We start from the raw sequence: 20,057 nt of genomic DNA, 5'->3' as shown, positions 1-20,057 counted from the left end.
AAAGCCCGCGTTTGACCGGTAAACACCTCGTTTCACCCTTGCGATCAAGCCGCCGGGCGTAGAAACCTGGCTGAGGACCATCGGTTCCCAAGGGGCTGCGCGTCTCCATCACTTGGAGATCGCACATGAGGTTCGGAGGGGAATGTCCCGGTTGCACCGTCTGTGGGGTGGGGGCCCTGTTCAGGAAGCGGTGCCGAGGAAGGCATCATGCAACCGGAAGGGCCTCCTCCCATATCTTGGATCAAGGGGGCGGCCCGCCCTTTGACCGACCATCACCACGTCCGCGGGGTCGAGGGGGACCGCCGCGGACGACGGAACAACGACACACACGCAACCTGACCCTTGCGTGCGGGGGGATGACTCATGACGTCGACGCCGACCGGCGCCCGGCACCACGACGACCCGTCCCAGACCACCCAGCTCCGGCTCCCGCCGCATCTGCGGCCCGGGGCCCGGCAGCGGCTGAAGAAGTCGCTGCCGCGCTACGACTACGAGCACTACAGCAGACTGGCCGGCCCGCTCACCGAGCCCGACCCGGCCAAGCCGTACCGGGTCCGCTACCGCTCGCTCCTCTCGCAGGAGCCGCACCGGATACGCGCGGCCCTGCTCCTGGGCGCCGCCCCGCTGGTCTCGCTCGGCCTGTTCGCCTGGCTGATGCAGCCCGAGCACTGGACCAAGCGCGACCACGCCTCGCACTCCCTGCTGGTGCTGGACATCGTGATGCTGGTCTCGATCGGGCTGATCGAGCTCTTCCGCACGATGAACGTGCTCTCCAACGCGCACGCCACGCTGGTCGCGCGCGACCCGGTCCCGGTGGTGCCCGAGACCGGCACCAAGGTCGCCTTCCTCACCTCCTTCGTACCCGGCAAGGAGCCGCTGGAGATGGTGACCAGGACCCTGGAGGCGGCGGTCCGCATCCGCCACCGGGGCCTGATGCACGTCTGGCTCCTCGACGAGGGCGACGACCCGGCGGTCAAGGAGGTCTGCGCGCGCCTGGGCGTGCACCACTTCTCCCGCAAGGGCGTCGCGCGCTGGAACCAGCCCAAGGGCCCGCACCGCGCCAAGACCAAGCACGGCAACTACAACGCCTGGCTGGAGGCGCACGGCGGCGACTACGACTTCTTCGCCTCCGTCGACACCGACCACGTGCCGCTGCCCAACTACCTGGAGCGGATGCTCGGCTACTTCCGCGACCCCGACGTCGGCTTCGTCATCGGCCCGCAGGTCTACGGCAACTACGACACCTTCGTCACCAAGGCCGCCGAGTCCCAGCAGTTCCTCTTCCACGCGCTGATCCAGCGGGCCGGCAACAAGTACGGCGCGCCCATGTTCGTCGGCACCAGCAACGCCGTGCGCATCAGCGCGCTGAAGCAGATCGGCGGGCTCTACGACTCGATCACCGAGGACATGGCGACCGGCTTCGAGATGCACCGCGCCACCAACCCGGCCACCGGCGAGAAGTGGCGCTCGGTCTACACCCCGGACGTGCTGGCCGTCGGTGAGGGCCCCACCGCCTGGACCGACTTCTTCACCCAGCAGCTGCGCTGGTCCAGAGGGACGTACGAGACGATCCTCAAGCAGTACTGGAAGGGCTTCGGCACCCTGCCGGCCGGCAAGCTCTTCAACTACACCATGATGATCATCTTCTACCCGATGTCGGCCCTCAACTGGATCCTGGCGGCGCTCAGTTGCGCCCTGTTCCTCGGGCTCGGCGCCTCGGGCGTGCAGATCGACCCGGCCATCTGGATGATGCTGTACGGCAACGCCTCGGCGCTCCAGATCGGGCTCTACATCTGGAACCGCCGCCACAACGTCTCGCCGCACGAGCCGGAGGGCTCCGGCGGGATCGCCGGCATGGTGATGTCCGCGCTCTCCGCGCCCATCTACGCCCGTTCGCTGATGGACGCCGTACTGCGCCGCAAGAGCTCCTTCGTGGTGACCCCCAAGGGCGACTCGTCCAGTCCGGACACCCTCTTCGGCACCTTCCGCATCCACCTGTTCTTCATCGCCCTGTTCGGCGGCTCGCTCATATCCTCGTTCTTCAACGGCCACAGCCACCCCGCGATGATCACCTGGGCCACCCTGGCCATGCTGATCACGGCCGCGCCGATCATCGGCTGGCGCTGGACCGTCCGGGCGGAGAAGAAGAAGCGCGGCAGGCGCCGGCGCTCCGGCCCGCCGGCCGGCCCGCACCAGCAGGAACGCCCGCAGTGGACCCCGCAGCCGCCCGCCGCGCCCGGCACACCGCAGCCGCCCGCCGACCAGACCGCGCAGATCGCCCTTGGGGGACGTAACCCATGAGATTCCGTCCGACCCGCCGTACTCGCCGCTGGGCGATCGGGACGACGGTGGTCCTCGCGCTCGCGGGCGCCAACGGGCCCTGGCTCTACCGGTTCTCCTCCGACCAGTACCACGACTACAAGATCAACCAGCCGGGGTACAAGGCGGACAACGGCCACTGGGACATGGTCAACATGCCCAAGGAGTTCCGGCTCAACACGATCCACGCGGCGCTGCTGCACACCGGCAAGATCCTGCTCGTCGCGGGCTCCGGCAACAACGCCAAGAACTTCGACGCGAAGAAGTTCGACACGGTGCTGTGGGACCCGGACAAGAACACCTTCAAGAAGATCCCCACGCCCAACGACCTGTTCTGCACCGGCCACACCCAGCTGGCCGACGGCAATCTGCTGATCGCGGGCGGCACCAAGCGGTACGAGAAGCTCAAGGGGGACGTCACCAAGGCCGGCGGCCTGATGATCGTCCACAACGAGGACCCGGACAAGCCGGTCACGCTGCCCGCGGGCAGCCGGTTCACCGGCAAGTCCAACGGCAAGACGTTCGTCTCCAAGGACCCCGTCCTCGTCCAGCGCGCCAAGAAGGTCTTCGACAAGAAGACCGGGAAGTTCCTGCGCACGGAGGCCGGGCTCGGGCGGATCTACGTGGAGGCAGAGGAGTCCGGCACCGAGCACGAGACCGGCACCGAGGACAACTACCGCATCCAGGGCCTCAAGGGCTCCGACACCCGCAACGTCTACGGCATCGCGCAGAAACTCGCCCTGGACAAGAAGGACTTCCAGGGGATCAGGGACGCGTACGAGTTCGACCCGGTGGCCGAGCGGTACATCACCGTCGACCCGATGAACGAGGCCCGCTGGTACCCCACCCTGACGACGCTCGCCGACGGCAAGGTGCTCGCCCTCTCCGGCCTGGACGACATCGGGCAACTTGTCCCGGGCAAGAACGAGGTGTACGACCCGAAGACGAAGAAGTGGACGTACACCAAGGGGATCAGGCAGTTCCCGACCTACCCGGCGGTGTTCCTGCTCCAGAACGGCAAGCTGTTCTACTCGGGCTCCAACGCGGGGTACGGGCCGGACAACGTCGGCCGCGACCCCGGCATCTGGGACTTCGCGAGCAACAAGTTCACGAAGATCCCCGGGTTGAGCGACCCGCTGGAGATGGAGACGTCCGGGACGGTGCTGATGCCGCCCGCGCAGGACGAGAAGTACATGGTGATCGGCGGGGGCGGGGTCGGGGAGTCGTCCAAGGCGTCGAAGAAGACCCGCGTCGTGGACCTCAAGGACCCCCATCCGTCCTTCAAGGACGGCCCTTCCCTGTCCGACGGCACCCGCTACCCCGAGACGTCGGTGCTCCCCGACGACACCATGCTCATCAGCGGCGGCTCCAGGGACTACCGGGGCCGGGGCGGCTCCAACCTCCACCAGGCGCGGATCTACGACGCGAAGACCGGCACGATGCGGCGGGTCGCGGACCCGGAGGTCGGCCGCAACTACCACTCCGGCTCGATCCTCCTGCCGGACGGCCGCGTCGTCACCTTCGGCGGGGACTCGCTGTTCGCGGACAAGGACGACACCAAGCCGGGGGTCTTCGAGCAGCGCATCGAGATCTACACCCCGCCGTACCTGTACAAGGGCAAGGGCACCCGGCCAGAACTCGGGCCCGGCCCCACGTCGCTGGCGCGGGGCGGGAGCGGGGTGTTCCGTACGAAGGACGCGGCGTCGGTGAAGACGGCCCGGCTGATCCGTCCGAGCGCGACGACCCATGTCACGGACATCGACCAGCGGTCGATCGCGCTGGACGTGGTGAAGGCGGGGGACGGGGTACGGGTGACGGTCCCCAAGAACCGGAACCTGGTGCCGGCGGGCTGGTACATGCTGTTCGTGACGGACGGGGACGGGGTGCCGTCACGGGCGGTGTGGGTGGAGGTGCGGTAGGGGGATGCCCGGCCTTCGTCTGCGGGGCGGTGGTGGGTTGCTCGCTCGCGCAGTTCCGCGCGGCCCGAGGCAGTTGGGGGCGCGGCGAACTGCGCGAGCGACCCGGCACGGTCCGCGGACGGAAGAGGGGTCGGGGTGCAGCCCCCTACAGGGGTTCGGGGCGCAGGCCCGTACGGGGGCTACTTCGTGTTGCGGGCGAGGGTCAGGGCGTACTCCGGCCACCACTCCCCCGCCTTCGGCCCCCCCTTGCAGTCCCCGTCCGACTCCCCGGGCCGCTTCGCCCACACATACGCGTCCACCAGCGCGTCCCCCGTCCGCGTCGTGGGCCGCTCCCCCAGCGCCCGGCCGGGCGGATTGCACCAGGTCTCCTTGGGGTCGCCGCCCCCGTACGGCCCGTTCCCGTTGCGGCTCGTGTCGATCACGAAGTGCTTGCCGCCGAGCTTCGCCGAGAGCTGGTGGCCGAAGCCCCGGCTCGCCGCCGTCGTCTGGAAGTTGGAGACGTTGACGGCGAAGCCGTCGGCCGCCGTCACCCCCGCCCGCCGCAGCGGCTCGTCCAGCGCGTCCGGCCGCTGCCACCCCGCGTTGCCCGCGTCCACGTACACCTTCACGCCCGGCTGCCGCTTCAGCCGCTCGACCGCCTTCTTCAGCAGGTCGTACCGCTCCTCCGCGAACCGCGCGGGCGTACAGCCGTCCACCAGGTGCAGTACCGCGTCCGGCTCCAGGACCACCGTGGCGGACCGGTCCCCGATCCCCGCCGCCACCTTGTCCACCCACGCCCGGTACGCGTCCCCGTCCGCCGCCCCGCCCTTGGAGAACTGGCCGCAGTCGCGGTGCGGGATGTTGTAGAGGACCAGCAGCGCCGTCCGGTCGGCCTCGGCCGCCGCCTCGGTGAAGCCCCTCGCCTCCGACTCCGGGTTCTCCGGTCCGATCCACTCCCCGACCGGCTGCTCCGCGATCTTCCCGATCAGCGCGGCCCTCGTGTCGTCCCCGTCCTTGCGGTAAGCGGCGGCCTGCCGCGCCGCGTTGCCGTCCGGGTTGACCCAGAACGGATCGGTCGCCTTGGGCTGCTGCGCCACCTCGGGCTTCCCGCTGCCGTCCGAGGAGGACGAAGAGGACGAGCAGGACGTCAGCAGCAGGACCGCGCCCACCGCAACCGCCACCCCGACCGCGCCCGTCCGCGTACCACTGAGCAACATCCGATCCCCCTCGACGTACTTTTCCGGACGCTTCCCCCGATCCATCGTGGCACACCGGCGCATGCCCTCACGAGCCAGATCCCACCGAGCGCGCACGGAGGGCGACTTGGCGTCATCCGGCCCTAGGCCGAAAGCGCACACCGGTTCTACAGTGGTCGCATCGGCCCCGTCCCCGTCCCCGGCCCCAGTCCGACGCCGGTCCACCGAACCTCCCGTGGAGGTGCCGGGCTTCTCCCGCAGCCCGCGCGCCCGCGGTCGAGGACCAGCCCGGCCGGCGGCTCCGGGGGGAGCGGGCCGTCGGCCGGGCCAGGTACGCGACGGGCGCCGCCGCGCGCTCAGGACCGGGGGGACGGCACCGGCGCGCGCATGTCCGTCAGATACGCCGACACCACCACGTTCGCCGTGTACGTACGCGCCTTGCGGTCGTAGGTGCCCCCGCAGGTGATCAGCCGCAGCTCCGCGCGCCCCGCCCGGCGCGGCCCGTACACCTTGTGCGCGTCGAACCGGTCCCGCCCGAAGACCTGCACGTCGTCGATGGTGAACTCGGCGACCGAACCGTCGCTCCTGGTCACCCGGACCTTCTGGCCGGGCCGGGTGGCGCTCAGGCCGTAGAAGACGGCGGGCCTGCGCTCGGTGTCGACATGGCCGACGAGCAGCGCCGGGCCGGGCCCGCCGGGTTCGACCCCGGCACCGAACCAGCCGACCGTGCCCGGCCGGTCGTACGGTGGCGGATCGACCGCGCCCGAGGTGTCGAGGCCGCGCGGCACGACGGGTGCGGTCACGCCTATGGAGGGGATGTCGACCCGCCGGGGCGGCGCCGCCGTCACGGGGTCGTGCGCCGGTGGCAGGGGTACGCCCAACGGGCGCCCCACGGCGGCCACATCACCGGTGGTCGGGGCCGAGCTGGCGCCCGGGCCGTCGGTCACGTCGCGGCCCCACAGCCACAGACCGACCAGCAGGACCGCCCACGCCACGCCGGTCAGCAGCCGCCCGGTGCCGGACGTGTGCTCGCAGGACATGGCCCGCTCGCCTCAGCCGCCGCCGCGCCGGCGCCGCACACTGCGGCCCGCCACCGCGATCGCCGCCACGGCCGCCAGGGCCAGGCCGATCACCGCGTGCCGGGTGCCCGGGCCCTGCTCGGTGGCCTGCCGCTCGGCGAGCCGCGCGGTACCGCCGCCGCCGGCGTGGACGGGGGCGTGCGGGGTGGCGCGGTGGTCGGGGTGCTCGTCCGGGCGGCGGTCGCCGTCGTGCCGGCCGTCGTGTTGCCCGTCGTGCCGGCCGTCGTGTTGCCCGTCGTGGTGGCCGTCGTTGTGGCCGCCGCCGTGGACGACGGTGACACGGCCGGAGGCCTGGCCCGAGCTGTCCTTGCAGTTGACCCAGATGTCGTAGTCGTGCGCCTGCGCGTCCGAGCGGATGCGGGCCTGGGCGAAGAGGCCCCCGTCCGCCGCAGGCGTGAAGTGCGCCTGCGAGACGAAGGCCTCCGAGGTCCCGATGGCCTGCCGGCCGCTGCAGACGCTGACCCGCAGAGCCACTTCGCCGCCGGGGGCGATCGTGGACGGCGTCACCGTCAGCGAGCCGTGCCCATCGGAATCCGCGGTCGCGGCGGACACGGGCATCAGAGCGGTGGCGGCTGCCACGGCCGCACAGATCGTGACCTGTCGAAAACGCATCGTGAACCTCCTGTACGAAGATTCACCCGCCGCGCCGCGTTTCGCATCCCGGGCGCGCCCGAACGGCTGCACGCCGCCGACGCCGGGCTGGGCGCGCGGCGGCTAGATCAGCTCCACCAGATCCGCGATCGAGTCCACGGTCGTGGACGGCCGGAACGGGAAGTTCTCCACGTCCTGCGGCCGGGTGAGCCCGGTCAGCACCAGGAACGTCTGCATTCCCGCCTCCAGCCCCGCCAGGACGTCCGTGTCCATCCGGTCGCCGATCATCGCGCTGGTCTCCGAGTGCGCCCCGATCGCGTTCAGCCCGGTCCGCATCATCAGCGGGTTGGGCTTGCCCGCGAAGTACGGCTTCTTGCCGGTCGCCTTGGTGATCAGCGCGGCCACCGCGCCGGTCGCGGGCAGCGGGCCCTCGGCGGAGGGACCGGTCTCGTCGGGGTTGGTGCAGATGAACCGCGCCCCGCCGTTGATGAGCCGGATCGCCTTGGTGAGCGCCTCGAAGCTGTACGTACGGGTCTCGCCCAGCACCACGTAGTCCGGCTCGTGGTCGGTGAGCACGTAACCGATGTCGTGCAGGGCGGTGGTGAGCCCGGCCTCCCCGATCACGTACGCCGTGCCGCCGGGCCGCTGGTCGTCCAGGAACTTGGCGGTGGCCAGCGCCGAGGTCCAGATGTTCTCCACCGGCACGTGCAGACCCATACGGGCGAGCCGCGCCTGGAGGTCGCGGGGCGTGTAGATGGAGTTGTTGGTCAGGACCAGGAAGGGCTTGCCGGACTCCTTGAGCCCCTTGAGGAAGGCGTCCGCCCCCGGGATCGGCGTGCCCTCGTGGATGAGGACCCCGTCCATGTCGGTGAGCCAGGATTCGATCGGCTTGCGCTCGGCCATGGGGCGGACTCTCCTGCGGTGTGCGATGGGGTGAGCTGGGCGGTGCCGGGGTGCACCGCGCTGTGCCGTACCGACAGCGCCCAGCCTAGTCAGGAACCGCCGGGTTTCACCTGGCCGATCACCCGGAACCCGGACCGCCCGCCGCGCCGGGCGGTCCGGCCGCGCGGCCGGACCGCCCCCGCGTCAGCGCCTCCGCAGCCGCCACACCCCCGCGACCAGCGCCCCGCCCCCGAGCAGCAGAGCGGCAGCCGCGGCCCCGGAGGGGAACCGGGGCCCCGTACGGGCCAGTTCCGGCGGCCCCGCGAGCTGCGGCGCCCGGGGTGTCTGCGCCGCCTCGGCCGCCTCCGGCGCCACCGGCCCGATGCCGAACCGGTAACCCCCCGACTCCCCGACCCAATCCCCGTCGTCGCCCCGCCGCTGCACCACCGCCGCGTTCACGGTGACCTCGTTGGGCCGGGTGTCGGCCGTGAACGCGAGCCGGACCTTGACGGTCACCGTCTCCCCCGCGCCGATCACGAACCCGGGGAAGCCGTCGTCGAAGACCCCGATGTGCTCGTCGGCGTCCGTCCGCTCGAAGGGAACGGGGTGCGCACGCCCCGCCGCCGCGTCGAAGAACTCCAGTTTGGCCTGGGAGTCCTTGAGGGTCCGGTCCCGGTCGACGAGGACGACCACGGGGTGGATGTTGCGGCAGGTGTGCGCGGTGGTGTTGGTGAGGTCCACGTACCAGAGCTGCGCGCCACCACCCGGAACGTACTCCGCCGGCCCCCCGTGGATCCGCGTGTCCACGGGGAAGTCGGCCGCGGCCCGGTCCCCACAGGCCGGCTGGTTGGCGGCGGAGAGCAGGGCGTGCCCCTGCCGCCCCCGCGGCTCGCGCTCGTCGGCCACCGCGACCGCGGGCGCGGAGAGGGCCGTGGCCGCGGTGACGGAGATGGCGAGGGCGTTGCGCAGTCGCATGGGGGACCTCTGCTGCTCGCGGGCGTACGTGCTCAGGGACCCTGCCACGGGTACGCGGCGGCCCGGACCAGCCACGCCCGTACGCCCCGCGAAACCGACCCGATCAGCGCAATATCGGACGGTACGATCAGCCACCCCGCCGAGGCGTGGCCCCTCGTCCCTGGTCTCAGGTCCCTGCGCGCTGGCCCCTGCGCCTCATCCCTAATTCCTGGTCCCTGGTCCCTGGTCCATCGGCCGCCGACCGGTCCCTGGCGCTCCTGCCCATCGGCCGCCGACCAGTCCCTGACTCCTGTCCATCGGCCCCCGACCGGCGGCGACGGCGACATCGACGGGCGCGGGTGGTGCCTGGCATCGCACCACCGTTGCGGTACTAGGGCTGGTCGTGCGGTTCGCCGCGCCCCTTCACGGACACGGGCGCCCCCGCCCCGTGCCCGAACACCGGTCCCAGGATCAGCCGCGCCGCCCCCTCCGCCACCGCGTGGGGCCCGCCGGGTGCCACCGACACCGGGACCGGCCGCGCGTCGCCGCCCCGGCGGGCCCGCTCCTCCAGGACCGCACTCACCCCCCGGACGAATCCGTCCCGCGCGCCCGTGACCGTACGTCCGCCGAGCAGCACGCGGTCGATGTCCAGCAGGCCGACGAGGTTCGCGGCGCCCACCCCGAGGAAGCGGGCGGCGGCGGCGATGTCGCCGCGGGCCACCGACGACAGGCACAGCGCCTCGATGCAGCCGCGCGCCCCGCAGCCGCAGGCGGGGCCGCCGAGCAGGATCGTCTGGTGGCCGAACTCCCCCGCGCCGGTCCGCGCGCCGCGCAGCAGCGTGCCGCCCAGGACGAGGCCCGCGCCCAGGCCCGTACCGAGGTGGAGGTAGGCGAAGGAGTCGGCCGGGCCGCGCAGGGCGAGTCCGAGGGCGGCGGCGTTGGTGTCCTTGTCGAGGACGACCGGCAGGCCCAGGCGCGCGGCGAGCGCGTCGCGCAGCGGGAAGCCGTTCCACTGCGGGAAGCCGGTGACCCGGTGGAGGACGCCGGTGTGGTGGTCGAGGGGGCCGGGGCTGGCCACGCCGACGCCGAGTATCGGGCGCCCCCCGATCAGCGAGGCGGCCTCGTCCGCCGCGGCCCCGACCACCGTGTCGTGGTCCGCGCCGAGGTCGAGCGGTACGGTCCGCACGCCCACCAGGGTGCCGGCGAGGTCGACCAGGACCGCGGTGAGTTCGTCGCGGTCGAGGTGCAGCCCTATCGCGTGCCCGGCGGAGGGCACCAGCTTGAGCACCGTGCGCGGCTTGCCGCCGGTCGAGGCGCGGCGGCCCGCCTCGGTCGCCGTCCCTTCCGCCCGCAGCCGCGCGGTGATCTTGCTGACGGCCTGCGGGGTGAGCCCGGTCCGCTCGGCGAGCTCCAGTCTGCTGATCCCGGCCTCCCCGGCCGTACGCAGCAGATCGAGCACCAGCGCGGCGTTGTGGCTGCGCAGGGCCGGCAGGTTGGCTCCCGAGTTACTCCTGTTCACGACCCCATTGTCTCCTGCGCTTGCACTTTGGCAACAGCGTTGCTTAAGTGGGTGCCATGAACGCTCGTACGGATACTGACCTCCGCGTCGGACTCGTGGGCTACGGCCTGGCGGGCTCCGTCTTCCACGCCCCGCTGATCGCCGCGACGGAGGGCCTGACCCTCGACACGGTCGTCACATCCAGCCCCGAGCGCCGCGCGCAGGCCCGCGCCGAGCACGGCGACGGGCTGCGGTTCGCGGCATCGCCGGACGAGCTCCTCGACGCCGGTCTCGACCTGATCGTGATCGCCTCCCCCAACAAGACACACGTCCCGATCGCCACCGACGCCCTCAAGGCCGGCATCCCGGTCGTCGTCGACAAGCCGCTCGCGGGCACGGCCGCCGAGGCGCGGGACCTGGCGGCGCTCGCCCAGGAGCGCGGCCTGCTGCTGTCGGTCTTCCAGAACCGCCGCTGGGACAACGACTTCCTGACCCTGCGAGCCCTGCTCGCCACCGGTGAACTCGGCGAGGTCCAGCGCTTCGAGTCCCGCTTCGAGCGCTGGCGTCCGCAGCCCAAGGGCGGCTGGCGCGAGTCGGGCGACCCGACGGAGATCGGCGGTCTGCTGTACGACCTGGGCAGCCACCTCGTCGACCAGGCCCTGGTCCTGTTCGGCCCGGCGCTGCGGGTGTACGCGGAGGCAGACGTACGCCGTCCCGGCGCCCAGGCCGACGACGACACCTTCATCGCGATCACCCACGCGGGCGGGGTGCGCTCGCACCTCTATGTGAGCGCCACGACGGCCCAGCTCGGCCCCCGCTTCCGGGTGCTCGGCTCCGCCGCGGGCTACGTCAAGTACGGCCTCGACCCCCAGGAGGCCGCCCTGCGCGAGGGCCTGCGGCCGGGCACCGGCGAGCCCTGGGGCCTGGAGCCCGAGGAGATGTGGGGCCGGGTCGGCTCCGGGGGCTCCACCCGTTTCGGCGCTGGGGGAGAGTCCCCGCTGACGGACGGCGGGCGCCCCGCCCCGAGCCTGCCGGGCGACTACCCCGCGTACTACACGGCGATCGCCACCGCCCTGCGCGAGGGCGGCGAACCGCCGGTCACCGCGCAGGAGGCCGCGGCGGCCCTCGACGTGCTGGAGGCGGCGCGCCGCTCGGCGCGCGAGGGCGTGACGGTGGAGGTGGCACTGTGACGACCGCCCCGGCCACCCCCGACCCCCCGGCCGCCTTCACGATCCCCGAACTGGAGGCGCAGGAGGCCGAGCTGGAGCTCGCGCGGTTCACATACGAGGACGCGTGGGCGCTCGGCTCACTCCTGCGGGAGCTGGCGGTGGCCCGCCGCGCCCCGGTGACGATCGACATCCACCGGGGCGCCCAGCAGCTCTTCCGCTGCGCCCTGCCGGGCTCGACCCCGGACAACGACGCCTGGGTGGACCGCAAACGGCGGGTCACCGAGCGGTACGGGGCCGGCTCGTACCTGGTCGGCGCCCGCTTCCGTGCCAAGGGCACGACGTTCGAGGCGTCCTCGCGCCTGGACCCCGACAGGTACGCGGCCCACGGAGGTTCGTTCCCGCTGCGGGTCACGGGCGCGGGCGTCATCGGCACGGTGACGGTCTCGGGCCTGCCGCAGGTGGAGGACCACGCGCTGGTGGTGGAGGCGCTGCGGCGGTTCAGGGGGTAGCACCGCCGAGGGTCTCCCGCGCCCCCCGGGGGGCAGCGGCGCGGGAGCCGCGCGAGCGCCCCGGCACGGTCCGCGGCCGGAAGCGGCCGGTACCGGCCTCGGTCCCGGCCGCGCACTCCGTCGGAGCGCGGCGCCCGACGCCTACGCGCCCTTCAGTTCCTGACGCTGCCTCCCCAGCCCCTCGATCTCCAGCTCCACGACATCACCCGCCCGCAGATACGGCTTCGGCTCCGGCTGCCCCATCGCGACGCCCGCCGGGGTGCCGGTGTTGATGATGTCGCCGGGGTACAGGGTCATGAACCGGCTCACGTACCGGACGACCTCCGCGACCGGGAAGATCTGGTCGGCCGTGGAACCGTTCTGCCGCAGCTCGCCGTTGACCCACAGCCGCAGCGCCAGCGCCTGCGGGTCCGGGACCTCGTCCCGGGTGACCAGCCAGGGGCCCAGCGGGTTGAAGGTCTCGCAGTTCTTGCCCTTGTCCCAGGTGCCGCCGCGCTCAAGTTGGTACTCGCGCTCGGACACGTCGTGCGACACCGCGTACCCCGCGACGTACGCAAGCGGGTCCTCGTCGTCTGCCACATAGCGGGCCGTGCGTCCGATGACGATCGCGAGCTCGACCTCCCAGTCGGTCTTCACCGACCCGCGCGGCACCAGGACCGTGTCGTGTGCGCCGACCACCGTGTCGGCCGCCTTGAGGAAGACGACCGGCTCGGCCGGGGCCGTGGCTCCGGTCTCGGCGGCGTGGTCGTGGTAGTTCAGCCCGATGCACACGACCTTGCCGATCCGGGCGACCGGCGGCCCGACGCGCTGCCCGGCCGCGTCGAGCCCGGGCAGCACACCGGTGTCGGCCGCGGCCCGTATCCGGTCCAGGGCGAACTCGTCGGCGAGCAGGTCGCCGTCGATGTCCGCCACAAGGCCGGACAGGTCCCGCAGGGTCCCGTCGGCGGCGAGCAGCGCGGGGCGCTCACTGCCCGCCGTGCCTACGCGCAGCAGCTTCATGGTCTGTCTCCCTAGGTCGAGCCTGGCCCGGCCGATGGGTGGCGGCCATCGGAAGGATCGTTCGATCCTCCAAGGTCGAGGTCCACTCGGCAAGACCCCGTTCACACACTGGACTGTTACGCGTCGGTAGCCGCAGGCGCCGAGGACGGCGTCGTGGGCGCCTCCCGGTAGAGGTACGCCCGCTCCAGCGCCGTCCAGGTCGTACTGGTCACCACGTACAGCGCGGCGGCCAGCGGCACGACCGCCACCGTGATCAGCGTGCCGAACGACATCAGCGGCATGAACTTCGTCATCGCCCCCAGCCCCGGCACGCCTTCCTGCTGGTCGGCCGGGACCAGCGGCTGGGCGGCGAGCTGCCGCTTCGTCCGTCCGTAGTTGAAGGTGGCGACCGCGGCGACGAGGACGAAGAGCCCGAGGTAGACGAGCCCCTCGCCGCCTATGAGCCCGCCGTGGCCGAGCGCGTCCGCCCAGTGGCCGCGCAGCGGGGCGGAGAGCAGGGTGTGGTCGAGCAGTGTGGTGTGGCCGCCGCCCAGACCGGAGTTGGAGAAGAGCTGGTAGAGGAGGAAGAACGCGGGCAGTTGGAGCAGGCTCGGCAGACAGCCGGAGAACGGCGACACCTTCTCCGCCGCGTGCAGCTCCGCGACCGCCTTGCGCAGCCGCTCCGGGTCCTTGCGGTGCTTCCTGCGCAGCTCGGCCAGGTGCGGCTGGAGCTTGGCGCGGGCCTGCTGCCCCCGGGCCGCCTGCCGGGAGAGGGGGTGCACGGCGAGCCGTACGAGCAGGGTGAACAGCACGATCGCGGCGGCGGTGGCGGAGCCGTGGAAGAGCGGCTGGACGAGGTCGGCGAGGCGCTCGACCAGGCTGGCGAATACGTCGAACACGGACATGGGAAAGCCTCCGGAATCACGTCTGGGGGCGCGCGGACGCGTCGGTCCGACGGCGCGCTGTGGCGGCGCCGCGGGCGCGGTGGGGTGCGTAGGCGCGCGGGACAGAACGGCGTGACGGCCGGCGGAGGGCGGAAGGCGGAGGGTGCGAGGAAGAAGCAGGAACGCAGCCCTACGAGACCCCTGGGAAGGGGAGCCTTCGGAAAGGGGGAGCCCCCGGGAAGGGAGAGCCTTCGGGAAGGGGGAGCCCCCCAGAAAGGGGCGGGGAAGGGGCGCTGCCCTACGCGGCGGCCGTCAGGGCGAGGCGGCCGGGAGCCCGGGGCCTGGGCCGCCCGGAGGCGTCGGGATCGCGCTGCGGCAGGAAGGCGGTGCGCCGCTCGCGGTCCCGTATCGCGGTACGTATGCGCGTACGCGGCACCGTGGGCACCGCTCGGGAGGCAAGCAGCGCGCAGACGGCGAGGGCGGAGCCGGCCGCGGCGGTGGCGGCCAGGGCGACGGCGCCGGAGAGGGTGGCGCCGTTGGCGAGCAGCAGCTCGGCGAGGAGGAAGAGGAGCAGGGCGAGGGCGCAGCGCGCGGAAGCCATGCGGTTGCCGCTCATGCCGTCTCCCCCCATCTCCGTACAAACGCGCGTACACGCACATACACACGCGCACGCACACACACAGACACACACAGACGCGCGTCCGGTTTCCAGAACGCCTGTCCGACTCCTGACTCTTCTCACGTTATACACGACGGCTCGGACAGTCAGCGCGGTCGCTTCGAGGCCAACGTCCCCCACACGACGAGCCGGTACCGGGAGGTGAACTCCGGGGTGCAGGTGGTGAGGGTGACGTAGTACCCCGGCGTCCCGTACCCATAGGCCGTACGGACGTCACTGCGCGGCACGGGAGCGATCACTCCGCCGTCCCGCGCGGAGGTCTCCGGGAGGATCTTGTCCACCAGATAGGTGAAGACGGCGTCCCGCGTCTCGACGACGATCCGGTCCCCGGCGCGCAGCCGGTCGAGCCGGCGGAAGGGCTCGCCATGGGTGTTGCGGTGACCGGCGAGCGCGAAGTTCCCGGCCCGGCCGGGCTGGGCGGTGCCGGTGTAGTGCCCCACGTACCCCTTGTCGAGGACGCCGTGCTTGCTGATCCCCTCGGCGATGGGGGCGGTGACCCCGAGGGAGGGGAGGCGGAGGACGGCGTAGGCGCGGTCGGGGCCGGGGCGGTCCCGGCGGCCGGGGCCCGGGGCGGGAACCGAGGGGTCCGCGCCGGAGGGGGCGGCGGGCTCGACGGCGGTCCCGGCGGGTGCGGCGGCCCTGGCGGGCGCGGCGGCCCCGGCGGGCGCTGCCCGGGGGCGCGTCTTGTCCCCCCGGGCTCCCCCGTTCCGCTCCCACTCCCCCTCCAGCGACCGTACGGTCTGCCGCGCCTCGTGCCGGGCCTCGCGGTTGGTCCACCACAGCTGGTGGGCGACGAGCAGGAGGAGGACGAGCCCGAGCGTGACGACGCCTTCGGAGCCGGCCCAGAGGGCGCGCGCGAGGGGGTTGAGGCGGGGGCGGATGGGGGCGGACGGGCGCCCCCCTCGTACGTACCGCCGGACGGCACGCGAACGGGTACGGGCCGAGGACGCACGCACCCCGCGTACGAACCGGAGGGCGGCGCGCACCGGAGCGCCCCGCCATCGCGAGCGCCCCTGCACCACCACGGGTATGCGCACGCGCGCACCATAAGCGCTGCTCCGTCAACTCACCAGGGCCCGAACACCCCTCCGCTTGGACCCCGCACAGCAGTACGGTGTTCCTCATGCGCCCCGACACTCCTGCCGATCACACGGATCACACCGCCGAAGCCGAGCGTCTGCTGCGCACCGCAGCGCAGTACCCCGAGGACCACGAGCCCCTCCTGCTCCAGGCCGCAGCCCACTGGGAGCTGGCCGGCGACCGCGAGCGGGCCACGACGCTCTATGACCGCCTGCTGGCCGCCGACCCCGAGCACCCGGCGTTGATCAAGGCCTTCAAGGCGGCCAACCTCTGGGAGTACGGCCACGAGGCCGAGGCACGGGCGATCATCGAGGGCGTCCGCGGCTCGGCGCCCCGGGACCCGGCGGCGTGGGAGATCGTGGCGGAGACGCTGGAGACGCACGACGAGCTGGACGCGGCGCACGCGACCCTGACGACGGCGCTCACGCTCCTGCTCCCCGCCGACGACCCGGCGGCGGACATCCCGTACCCCACGCAGTCCCTGCTGACGGCCCGCCACCGGGTACGCCGCCTGCTCGCCCTGGACCACGACGCCTGGGACGAGCTGGCGGACCGTCTGCACCGCGCCGAGATCACCCTGGACGAACTCCACGACCCCAAGCGCCTGTGGTCGCTGGGATCGGACGACCCGGCCGAGCTGAAGGCGGAACTGGCGCGCCTGCGCACGGAGTTGGGCACGGCGAGGGCGGCCCTCTCGCGCCCGTTCCCGGTGGCGGTCCTGCACTGGCCGGCCGCGGAGCTGGACGAGCTCCTCGCGGCTTACCCCGACCTGGCGACGGAGTACCCGACCCACGACGCCCATCTCCTGGACATCGAGGCGTCGTTGCGCGAACTGTCGGCGACCGGCACGGCGAACCTGGGCATCGTGACGGGCACGGTCCCGTCCTACGAGGCCTTCGCGGCCTCGGAATCCTCCTCCCCCTCGAACGCGGACCTCCTCCCCCAGTACGCCACGACACTGGCGGCCCGTGGGCGCGCGGTGGCGTGGCCGCCGCGGAGGGGGGAGGTTTGCTGGTGCGGGTCTGGGCGGGGGTATGGGGAGTGCCATGGGGTGATGTGACGGCCGCTGTCGGGGTTGTCAGTGGCCTTTGTTACAACTGAGTCGCACGGAGTCGATTCACCCAGCGACGCAGGGAGAGGCCGTGACGGACTCGGGGGATTTCACACAGCCGATCACCGGCGTGTACGAAAAGCTGATCACGCAGCAGGTCCAGGAGCAGATCGACGGCCTGACCACCACTGGGTGGAAGGTCGTCGACGCCGAGGTCAGTCAGGAGTCCTCGCCCCATGTGCTCGCGCGGTTCGTGGCCGCGGCCGTGCAGCGGAAGTTGCAGGAGCTTCCGCAGGACAAGCAGGTGGCCGCGGCCAACCGCATCATGGCGTCCTTCTCCTCATTGGCCGCCGATACCGAAGCTTCGGCACCATCAGGCGCCGTCCCATCCGGGTCTGCGGCGGCTGAGCCGACCCCGGCCCCCGAGGACCTCATCGTCGACGGGCCGCGCCAGCTGCTTGCTCTCGCCAAGCAGGAGGCACCAGGTGTGTACGCGGTGCGCCCGCTCACGCCTCTTTCCGAGACGGCTCTCATCACCAATGCGCCTGAAGACCCGAGTCTGGGCAGCGAGTTGCGGGCCGAGCTGGCCACCGCGGACCGCGTCGATCTGCTCTGTGCCTTCGTGAAGTGGTATGGCCTCCGGGTACTGGAAGGCTCGCTGCGCGCAGCGAAGGAACGCGGTGTGCCGATCCGGGTCATTACAACGACCTACATGGGAGCCACCGACCGACACGCACTCGACCGGCTGGTGCGGGAGTTCGGCGCCGAGGTCCGGATCAACTATGAGATCCGCTCCACCCGGCTGCACGCCAAGGCGTGGCTGTTTCGACGCAACACCGGCTTCGACACCGCGTACGTCGGCAGCTCCAACCTGTCCAAGGCGGCGCTGCTCGACGGCCTGGAATGGAATGTACGGCTGTCCTCGGTCGCGACCCGCGATGTCCTCAACAAGTTCGAGTCCACCTTCGACGCGTATTGGAACAGCACCGCGTTCGAGTTGTACGACCCGGATACGGATGCGCAGCGCTTGGACGAGGCGCTTGGCATGGCGGGCGGCACCATCACCCCGGGTGAGACGCCCATCAGCCTGTCCGGGCTCGCAGTGCGCCCCTTCGCGCACCAGCGGGACATGCTGGAGCGGCTCACCATCGAGCGGGAGGTCCACGACCGCCACCGCAATCTGCTGGTGGCGGCGACCGGCACGGGCAAGACCGTCATGGCCGCGCTGGACTACCGGGATCTGCTCCGCAGCATGGGCAGGGACCTACGGTTGCTTTTCGTGGCGCACCGCAAGGAGATCCTCAAGCAGTCCCGGCGCACCTACCGCGAGGTCCTCGACGACGCCTCTTTCGGGGAGCTCCTCCACAACGGTGAGCAGCCGCGCGAGTGGAAGCACGTCTTCGCCAGCGTCCAGTCCCTTACTGAGCAGCGCTTGGCACCGCTTGACCCGACCCATTTCGACGTCATCGTCATCGACGAATTCCACCATGCGACGGCGAATACCTATCGGCAGGTGATCGACCACTTCGCACCCACCGAACTGCTCGGCCTGACGGCCACGCCCGAGCGCATGGACGGGCTGAACGTCCAGGACGAGTTCTTCGATGGTCGCATCGCAGCCGAAATGCGCCTATGGGAGGCGCTGGACAACGATCTGCTGTGCCCGTTCCACTACTTCGGCATTGCGGACGGCACCGACCACAAGGCGCTGACCTGGAAGGGGGGATCGTACGACGTCGCCGAGTTGGGCGGCCTCTACACCGGCAACGAAGCCCGTGTGCGACTGGTCATCAAGGCTATACAGCAGAAGATCGCTCATCCCGAGTCCATGCGCGCGCTCGGTTTCTGCGTGACCAAGGCGCATGCGCACTTCATGGCCAGCTGCTTCCGTAAAGCCGGCATCAGGGCCGTCGCCCTCGACAGCGATTCAACTCCTGCCGAACGGGATGCCGAACTGGCCAGGCTACGCAAGGGTCATCTTCAAGTGATCTTCTCCGTCGATCTTTTCAACGAAGGGTTGGACATTCCGGAGGTCGACACCCTGCTGCTCCTGCGACCGACGAACAGTGCGACGGTCTTTCTCCAGCAGTTGGGCCGCGGTCTGCGTCGCACCCCGGACAAACCGGTGCTCACCGTCCTCGATTTCATCGGTGAGCACCGCGCCGAATTCCGCTTCGAAGAGCAGTTCCGCGCCCTGACAGGACTGTCCCGCAACCGCCTGGTCGAGAACCTGGAGCGCGACTTCCCGCAGCTCCCTTCCGGCTGCCAGATCATGCTCGAACGCGTCGCCAAGGACATCGTGCTGAACAACGTCCGCACGCAGCTCAAGGCGGGCATCAAGGTCTTGGCGTCCGAAGTGAAGAGTTTCGCCGAGGCAAGCCTTTCGGGCTATCTCACCGAGAGCCGTCGGGAGATCAAGGAGCTCTACAAGGGATCCAACTCATGGACGCACATACTGCGCTACGCGAAGCTCATCCCGGAGGACGCTCCGCCCGGAGAGGAGCAGCTCCTCAAGCGCGTGCACGCTTTCCTACATGCTGACGACCGCGAGCGCGTAGAGGCGTACACGCGGCTTCTGGAAGACGACGCGCCCGCGTACGCCGAGCTGGACGCGAAACAGCAGGGCTATGCCCGCATGCTCTTCTTCAATCTCTGGGACAAGGCGGGCGGCTTCTCCAGCTACCAGGAGGGCTTCGATTCCCTGCGCGAACAGGTCGCCCTGCGCAGTGAGATCCGTCAGGTTCTGGCTCACATCCATGACCGTACGGACCACCTCCCGCTCGATCTGGCAGCGCCCCACCACGAGCTCCCGTTGAAGATCCACAGCTCGTACAACCGGTCGGAGATCCTGGCCGCCCTCGGCGTGGCCCGACTCGGCGGGCAAATGCCGGGCTCTTTCGCCCAAGGTGTGGCCTGGGTCGATGCCCTCAAGACGGATGCTCTGTTGATCACGCTGGAGAAGAACGAGAAGGACTTTTCCCCCTCGATCCGTTACAAGGACTTCGCCCTGAGTCCCACACAGTTTCACTGGGAGTCGCAGAGCACCACCGCGGCGGACTCCCCCACGGGGCGGCGTTATCAGCACCACGTCGAACAGGGCAGCCACGTGATGCTCTTCATGCGCCGTTACAAGGACAATGACATCGGCAAGTCCCAGCCGTGGATGCTGCTGGGCCCGGCAACGTACGTAGGACACGAGGGCAACAAGCCCATGGCTATAACGTGGCGGCTTCACAACGAACTGCCGGCCGACGTCTGGACGTACGCCCACATCGTGGCGAGCTGACTCA

General features: G+C 71.2%; 16 protein-coding genes. 6 read left to right on the top strand and 10 right to left on the bottom strand.

What is annotated here, in order from left to right; translation table 11 throughout:
- The first annotated feature begins 363 nt into the window (after positions 1 to 363).
- Together ACZ5ID_RS15845 and glxA are read left to right on the top strand one after the other, a co-directional pair.
- Positions 364 to 2,301 carry a glycosyltransferase family 2 protein gene (locus ACZ5ID_RS15845; RefSeq protein ID WP_468897698.1) on the top strand — a complete coding sequence of 646 codons (1,938 nt, stop codon included), beginning with the start codon at positions 364 to 366 and terminating at the stop codon, positions 2,299 to 2,301.
- Positions 2,298 to 4,238 (top strand): radical copper oxidase GlxA, encoded by a 1,941-nt coding sequence (glxA, locus tag ACZ5ID_RS15840; protein WP_468897696.1) that lies wholly within the window; start codon positions 2,298 to 2,300, stop codon positions 4,236 to 4,238. The genes ACZ5ID_RS15845 and glxA overlap by 4 nt, the downstream gene beginning before the upstream one ends.
- 179 nt (positions 4,239 to 4,417) lie before the next feature.
- Here glxA and ACZ5ID_RS15835 read toward each other — a convergent pair whose 3' ends face one another.
- From ACZ5ID_RS15835 to ACZ5ID_RS15810, 6 genes are all read right to left on the bottom strand, one after another.
- Positions 4,418 to 5,434, bottom strand: coding sequence for a glycoside hydrolase family 6 protein (locus ACZ5ID_RS15835; protein ID WP_468897694.1), 1,017 nt, complete (start codon positions 5,432 to 5,434; stop codon positions 4,418 to 4,420).
- 335 nt (positions 5,435 to 5,769) lie between these two features.
- Complete coding sequence (locus ACZ5ID_RS15830) at positions 5,770 to 6,453, bottom strand: class F sortase (protein ID WP_468897692.1); 684 nt, start codon at positions 6,451 to 6,453, stop codon at positions 5,770 to 5,772.
- 12 nt (positions 6,454 to 6,465) lie between these two features.
- Positions 6,466 to 7,104, bottom strand: a complete 639-nt coding sequence (locus ACZ5ID_RS15825) for a hypothetical protein (protein ID WP_468897690.1) — start codon at positions 7,102 to 7,104, stop codon at positions 6,466 to 6,468.
- 102 nt (positions 7,105 to 7,206) lie between these two features.
- Positions 7,207 to 7,986: an HAD-IIA family hydrolase gene (locus tag ACZ5ID_RS15820; RefSeq protein WP_406556684.1), complete on the bottom strand. Its 780-nt coding sequence runs from the start codon at positions 7,984 to 7,986 to the stop codon at positions 7,207 to 7,209.
- A gap of 183 nt (positions 7,987 to 8,169) precedes the next feature.
- On the bottom strand, positions 8,170 to 8,940 hold the full coding sequence (locus ACZ5ID_RS15815; protein ID WP_468897688.1) for a hypothetical protein: 771 nt from the start codon (positions 8,938 to 8,940) through the stop codon (positions 8,170 to 8,172).
- A 370-nt stretch (positions 8,941 to 9,310) separates the two neighbouring features.
- Complete coding sequence (locus ACZ5ID_RS15810) at positions 9,311 to 10,438, bottom strand: ROK family transcriptional regulator (RefSeq protein ID WP_468897686.1); 1,128 nt, start codon at positions 10,436 to 10,438, stop codon at positions 9,311 to 9,313.
- Positions 10,439 to 10,494: 56 nt separating this feature from the next.
- On the opposite strand from ACZ5ID_RS15810, the gene ACZ5ID_RS15805 reads away from it, so the two are divergent.
- Entirely contained in the window at positions 10,495 to 11,607 is a 1,113-nt protein-coding gene (locus ACZ5ID_RS15805) for a Gfo/Idh/MocA family oxidoreductase (RefSeq protein WP_468897684.1), read from the top strand.
- Positions 11,604 to 12,095, top strand: a complete 492-nt coding sequence (locus tag ACZ5ID_RS15800; RefSeq protein WP_468897682.1) for a heme-degrading domain-containing protein — start codon at positions 11,604 to 11,606, stop codon at positions 12,093 to 12,095. The genes ACZ5ID_RS15805 and ACZ5ID_RS15800 overlap by 4 nt, the downstream gene beginning before the upstream one ends.
- 141 nt (positions 12,096 to 12,236) lie before the next feature.
- On the opposite strand, the gene ACZ5ID_RS15795 is transcribed toward ACZ5ID_RS15800, so the two are convergent.
- The 4 genes from ACZ5ID_RS15795 to ACZ5ID_RS15780 form a co-directional block, all read right to left on the bottom strand.
- Entirely contained in the window at positions 12,237 to 13,094 is an 858-nt protein-coding gene (locus ACZ5ID_RS15795) for a fumarylacetoacetate hydrolase family protein (RefSeq protein WP_468897680.1), read from the bottom strand.
- A 116-nt stretch (positions 13,095 to 13,210) separates the two neighbouring features.
- Positions 13,211 to 13,978 carry a YidC/Oxa1 family membrane protein insertase gene (locus ACZ5ID_RS15790; protein WP_468897678.1) on the bottom strand — a complete coding sequence of 256 codons (768 nt, stop codon included), beginning with the start codon at positions 13,976 to 13,978 and terminating at the stop codon, positions 13,211 to 13,213.
- A gap of 277 nt (positions 13,979 to 14,255) precedes the next feature.
- Positions 14,256 to 14,573 carry a DUF6412 domain-containing protein gene (locus tag ACZ5ID_RS15785; RefSeq protein ID WP_468897676.1) on the bottom strand — a complete coding sequence of 106 codons (318 nt, stop codon included), beginning with the start codon at positions 14,571 to 14,573 and terminating at the stop codon, positions 14,256 to 14,258.
- 149 nt (positions 14,574 to 14,722) lie between these two features.
- The gene (locus ACZ5ID_RS15780) at positions 14,723 to 15,517 is read right to left on the bottom strand and encodes a class E sortase (RefSeq protein WP_468897973.1); all 795 of its coding nucleotides are present in this window, start codon (positions 15,515 to 15,517) and stop codon (positions 14,723 to 14,725) included.
- Positions 15,518 to 15,759: 242 nt separating this feature from the next.
- Between ACZ5ID_RS15780 and ACZ5ID_RS15775 the strand changes: the two genes are divergently transcribed.
- Positions 15,760 to 16,776 (top strand): tetratricopeptide repeat protein, encoded by a 1,017-nt coding sequence (locus ACZ5ID_RS15775; protein WP_468897674.1) that lies wholly within the window; start codon positions 15,760 to 15,762, stop codon positions 16,774 to 16,776.
- Between the two features lie 82 nt (positions 16,777 to 16,858).
- Complete coding sequence (locus ACZ5ID_RS15770; RefSeq protein WP_468897673.1) at positions 16,859 to 20,053, top strand: DEAD/DEAH box helicase; 3,195 nt, start codon at positions 16,859 to 16,861, stop codon at positions 20,051 to 20,053.
- The last annotated feature ends 4 nt before the right edge of the window (positions 20,054 to 20,057 follow it).

The sequence above is a fragment of the Streptomyces sp. NPDC031670 genome (genome assembly GCF_055580545.1).
The sequence above is the reverse complement of the archived record's forward strand: the minus strand, read 5'-3'. Positions and strand labels throughout refer to the sequence as shown.

Excerpts from the sequence above, each read along its gene's own strand:
- ACZ5ID_RS15820 (WP_406556684.1), bottom strand. The coding sequence starts at position 7,986 with ATGGCCGAGCGCAAGCCGATCGAATCCTGGCTCACCGACATGGACGGG.
- ACZ5ID_RS15815 (WP_468897688.1), bottom strand. The coding sequence starts at position 8,940 with ATGCGACTGCGCAACGCCCTCGCCATCTCCGTCACCGCGGCCACGGCC.
- ACZ5ID_RS15845 (WP_468897698.1), top strand. The coding sequence starts at position 364 with ATGACGTCGACGCCGACCGGCGCCCGGCACCACGACGACCCGTCCCAG.
- ACZ5ID_RS15795 (WP_468897680.1), bottom strand. The coding sequence starts at position 13,094 with ATGAAGCTGCTGCGCGTAGGCACGGCGGGCAGTGAGCGCCCCGCGCTG.
- glxA (WP_468897696.1), top strand. The coding sequence starts at position 2,298 with ATGAGATTCCGTCCGACCCGCCGTACTCGCCGCTGGGCGATCGGGACG.
- ACZ5ID_RS15775 (WP_468897674.1), top strand. The coding sequence starts at position 15,760 with ATGCGCCCCGACACTCCTGCCGATCACACGGATCACACCGCCGAAGCC.
- ACZ5ID_RS15825 (WP_468897690.1), bottom strand. The coding sequence starts at position 7,104 with ATGCGTTTTCGACAGGTCACGATCTGTGCGGCCGTGGCAGCCGCCACC.
- ACZ5ID_RS15790 (WP_468897678.1), bottom strand. The coding sequence starts at position 13,978 with ATGTCCGTGTTCGACGTATTCGCCAGCCTGGTCGAGCGCCTCGCCGAC.
- ACZ5ID_RS15805 (WP_468897684.1), top strand. The coding sequence starts at position 10,495 with ATGAACGCTCGTACGGATACTGACCTCCGCGTCGGACTCGTGGGCTAC.
- ACZ5ID_RS15835 (WP_468897694.1), bottom strand. The coding sequence starts at position 5,434 with ATGTTGCTCAGTGGTACGCGGACGGGCGCGGTCGGGGTGGCGGTTGCG.
- ACZ5ID_RS15830 (WP_468897692.1), bottom strand. The coding sequence starts at position 6,453 with ATGTCCTGCGAGCACACGTCCGGCACCGGGCGGCTGCTGACCGGCGTG.
- ACZ5ID_RS15785 (WP_468897676.1), bottom strand. The coding sequence starts at position 14,573 with ATGAGCGGCAACCGCATGGCTTCCGCGCGCTGCGCCCTCGCCCTGCTC.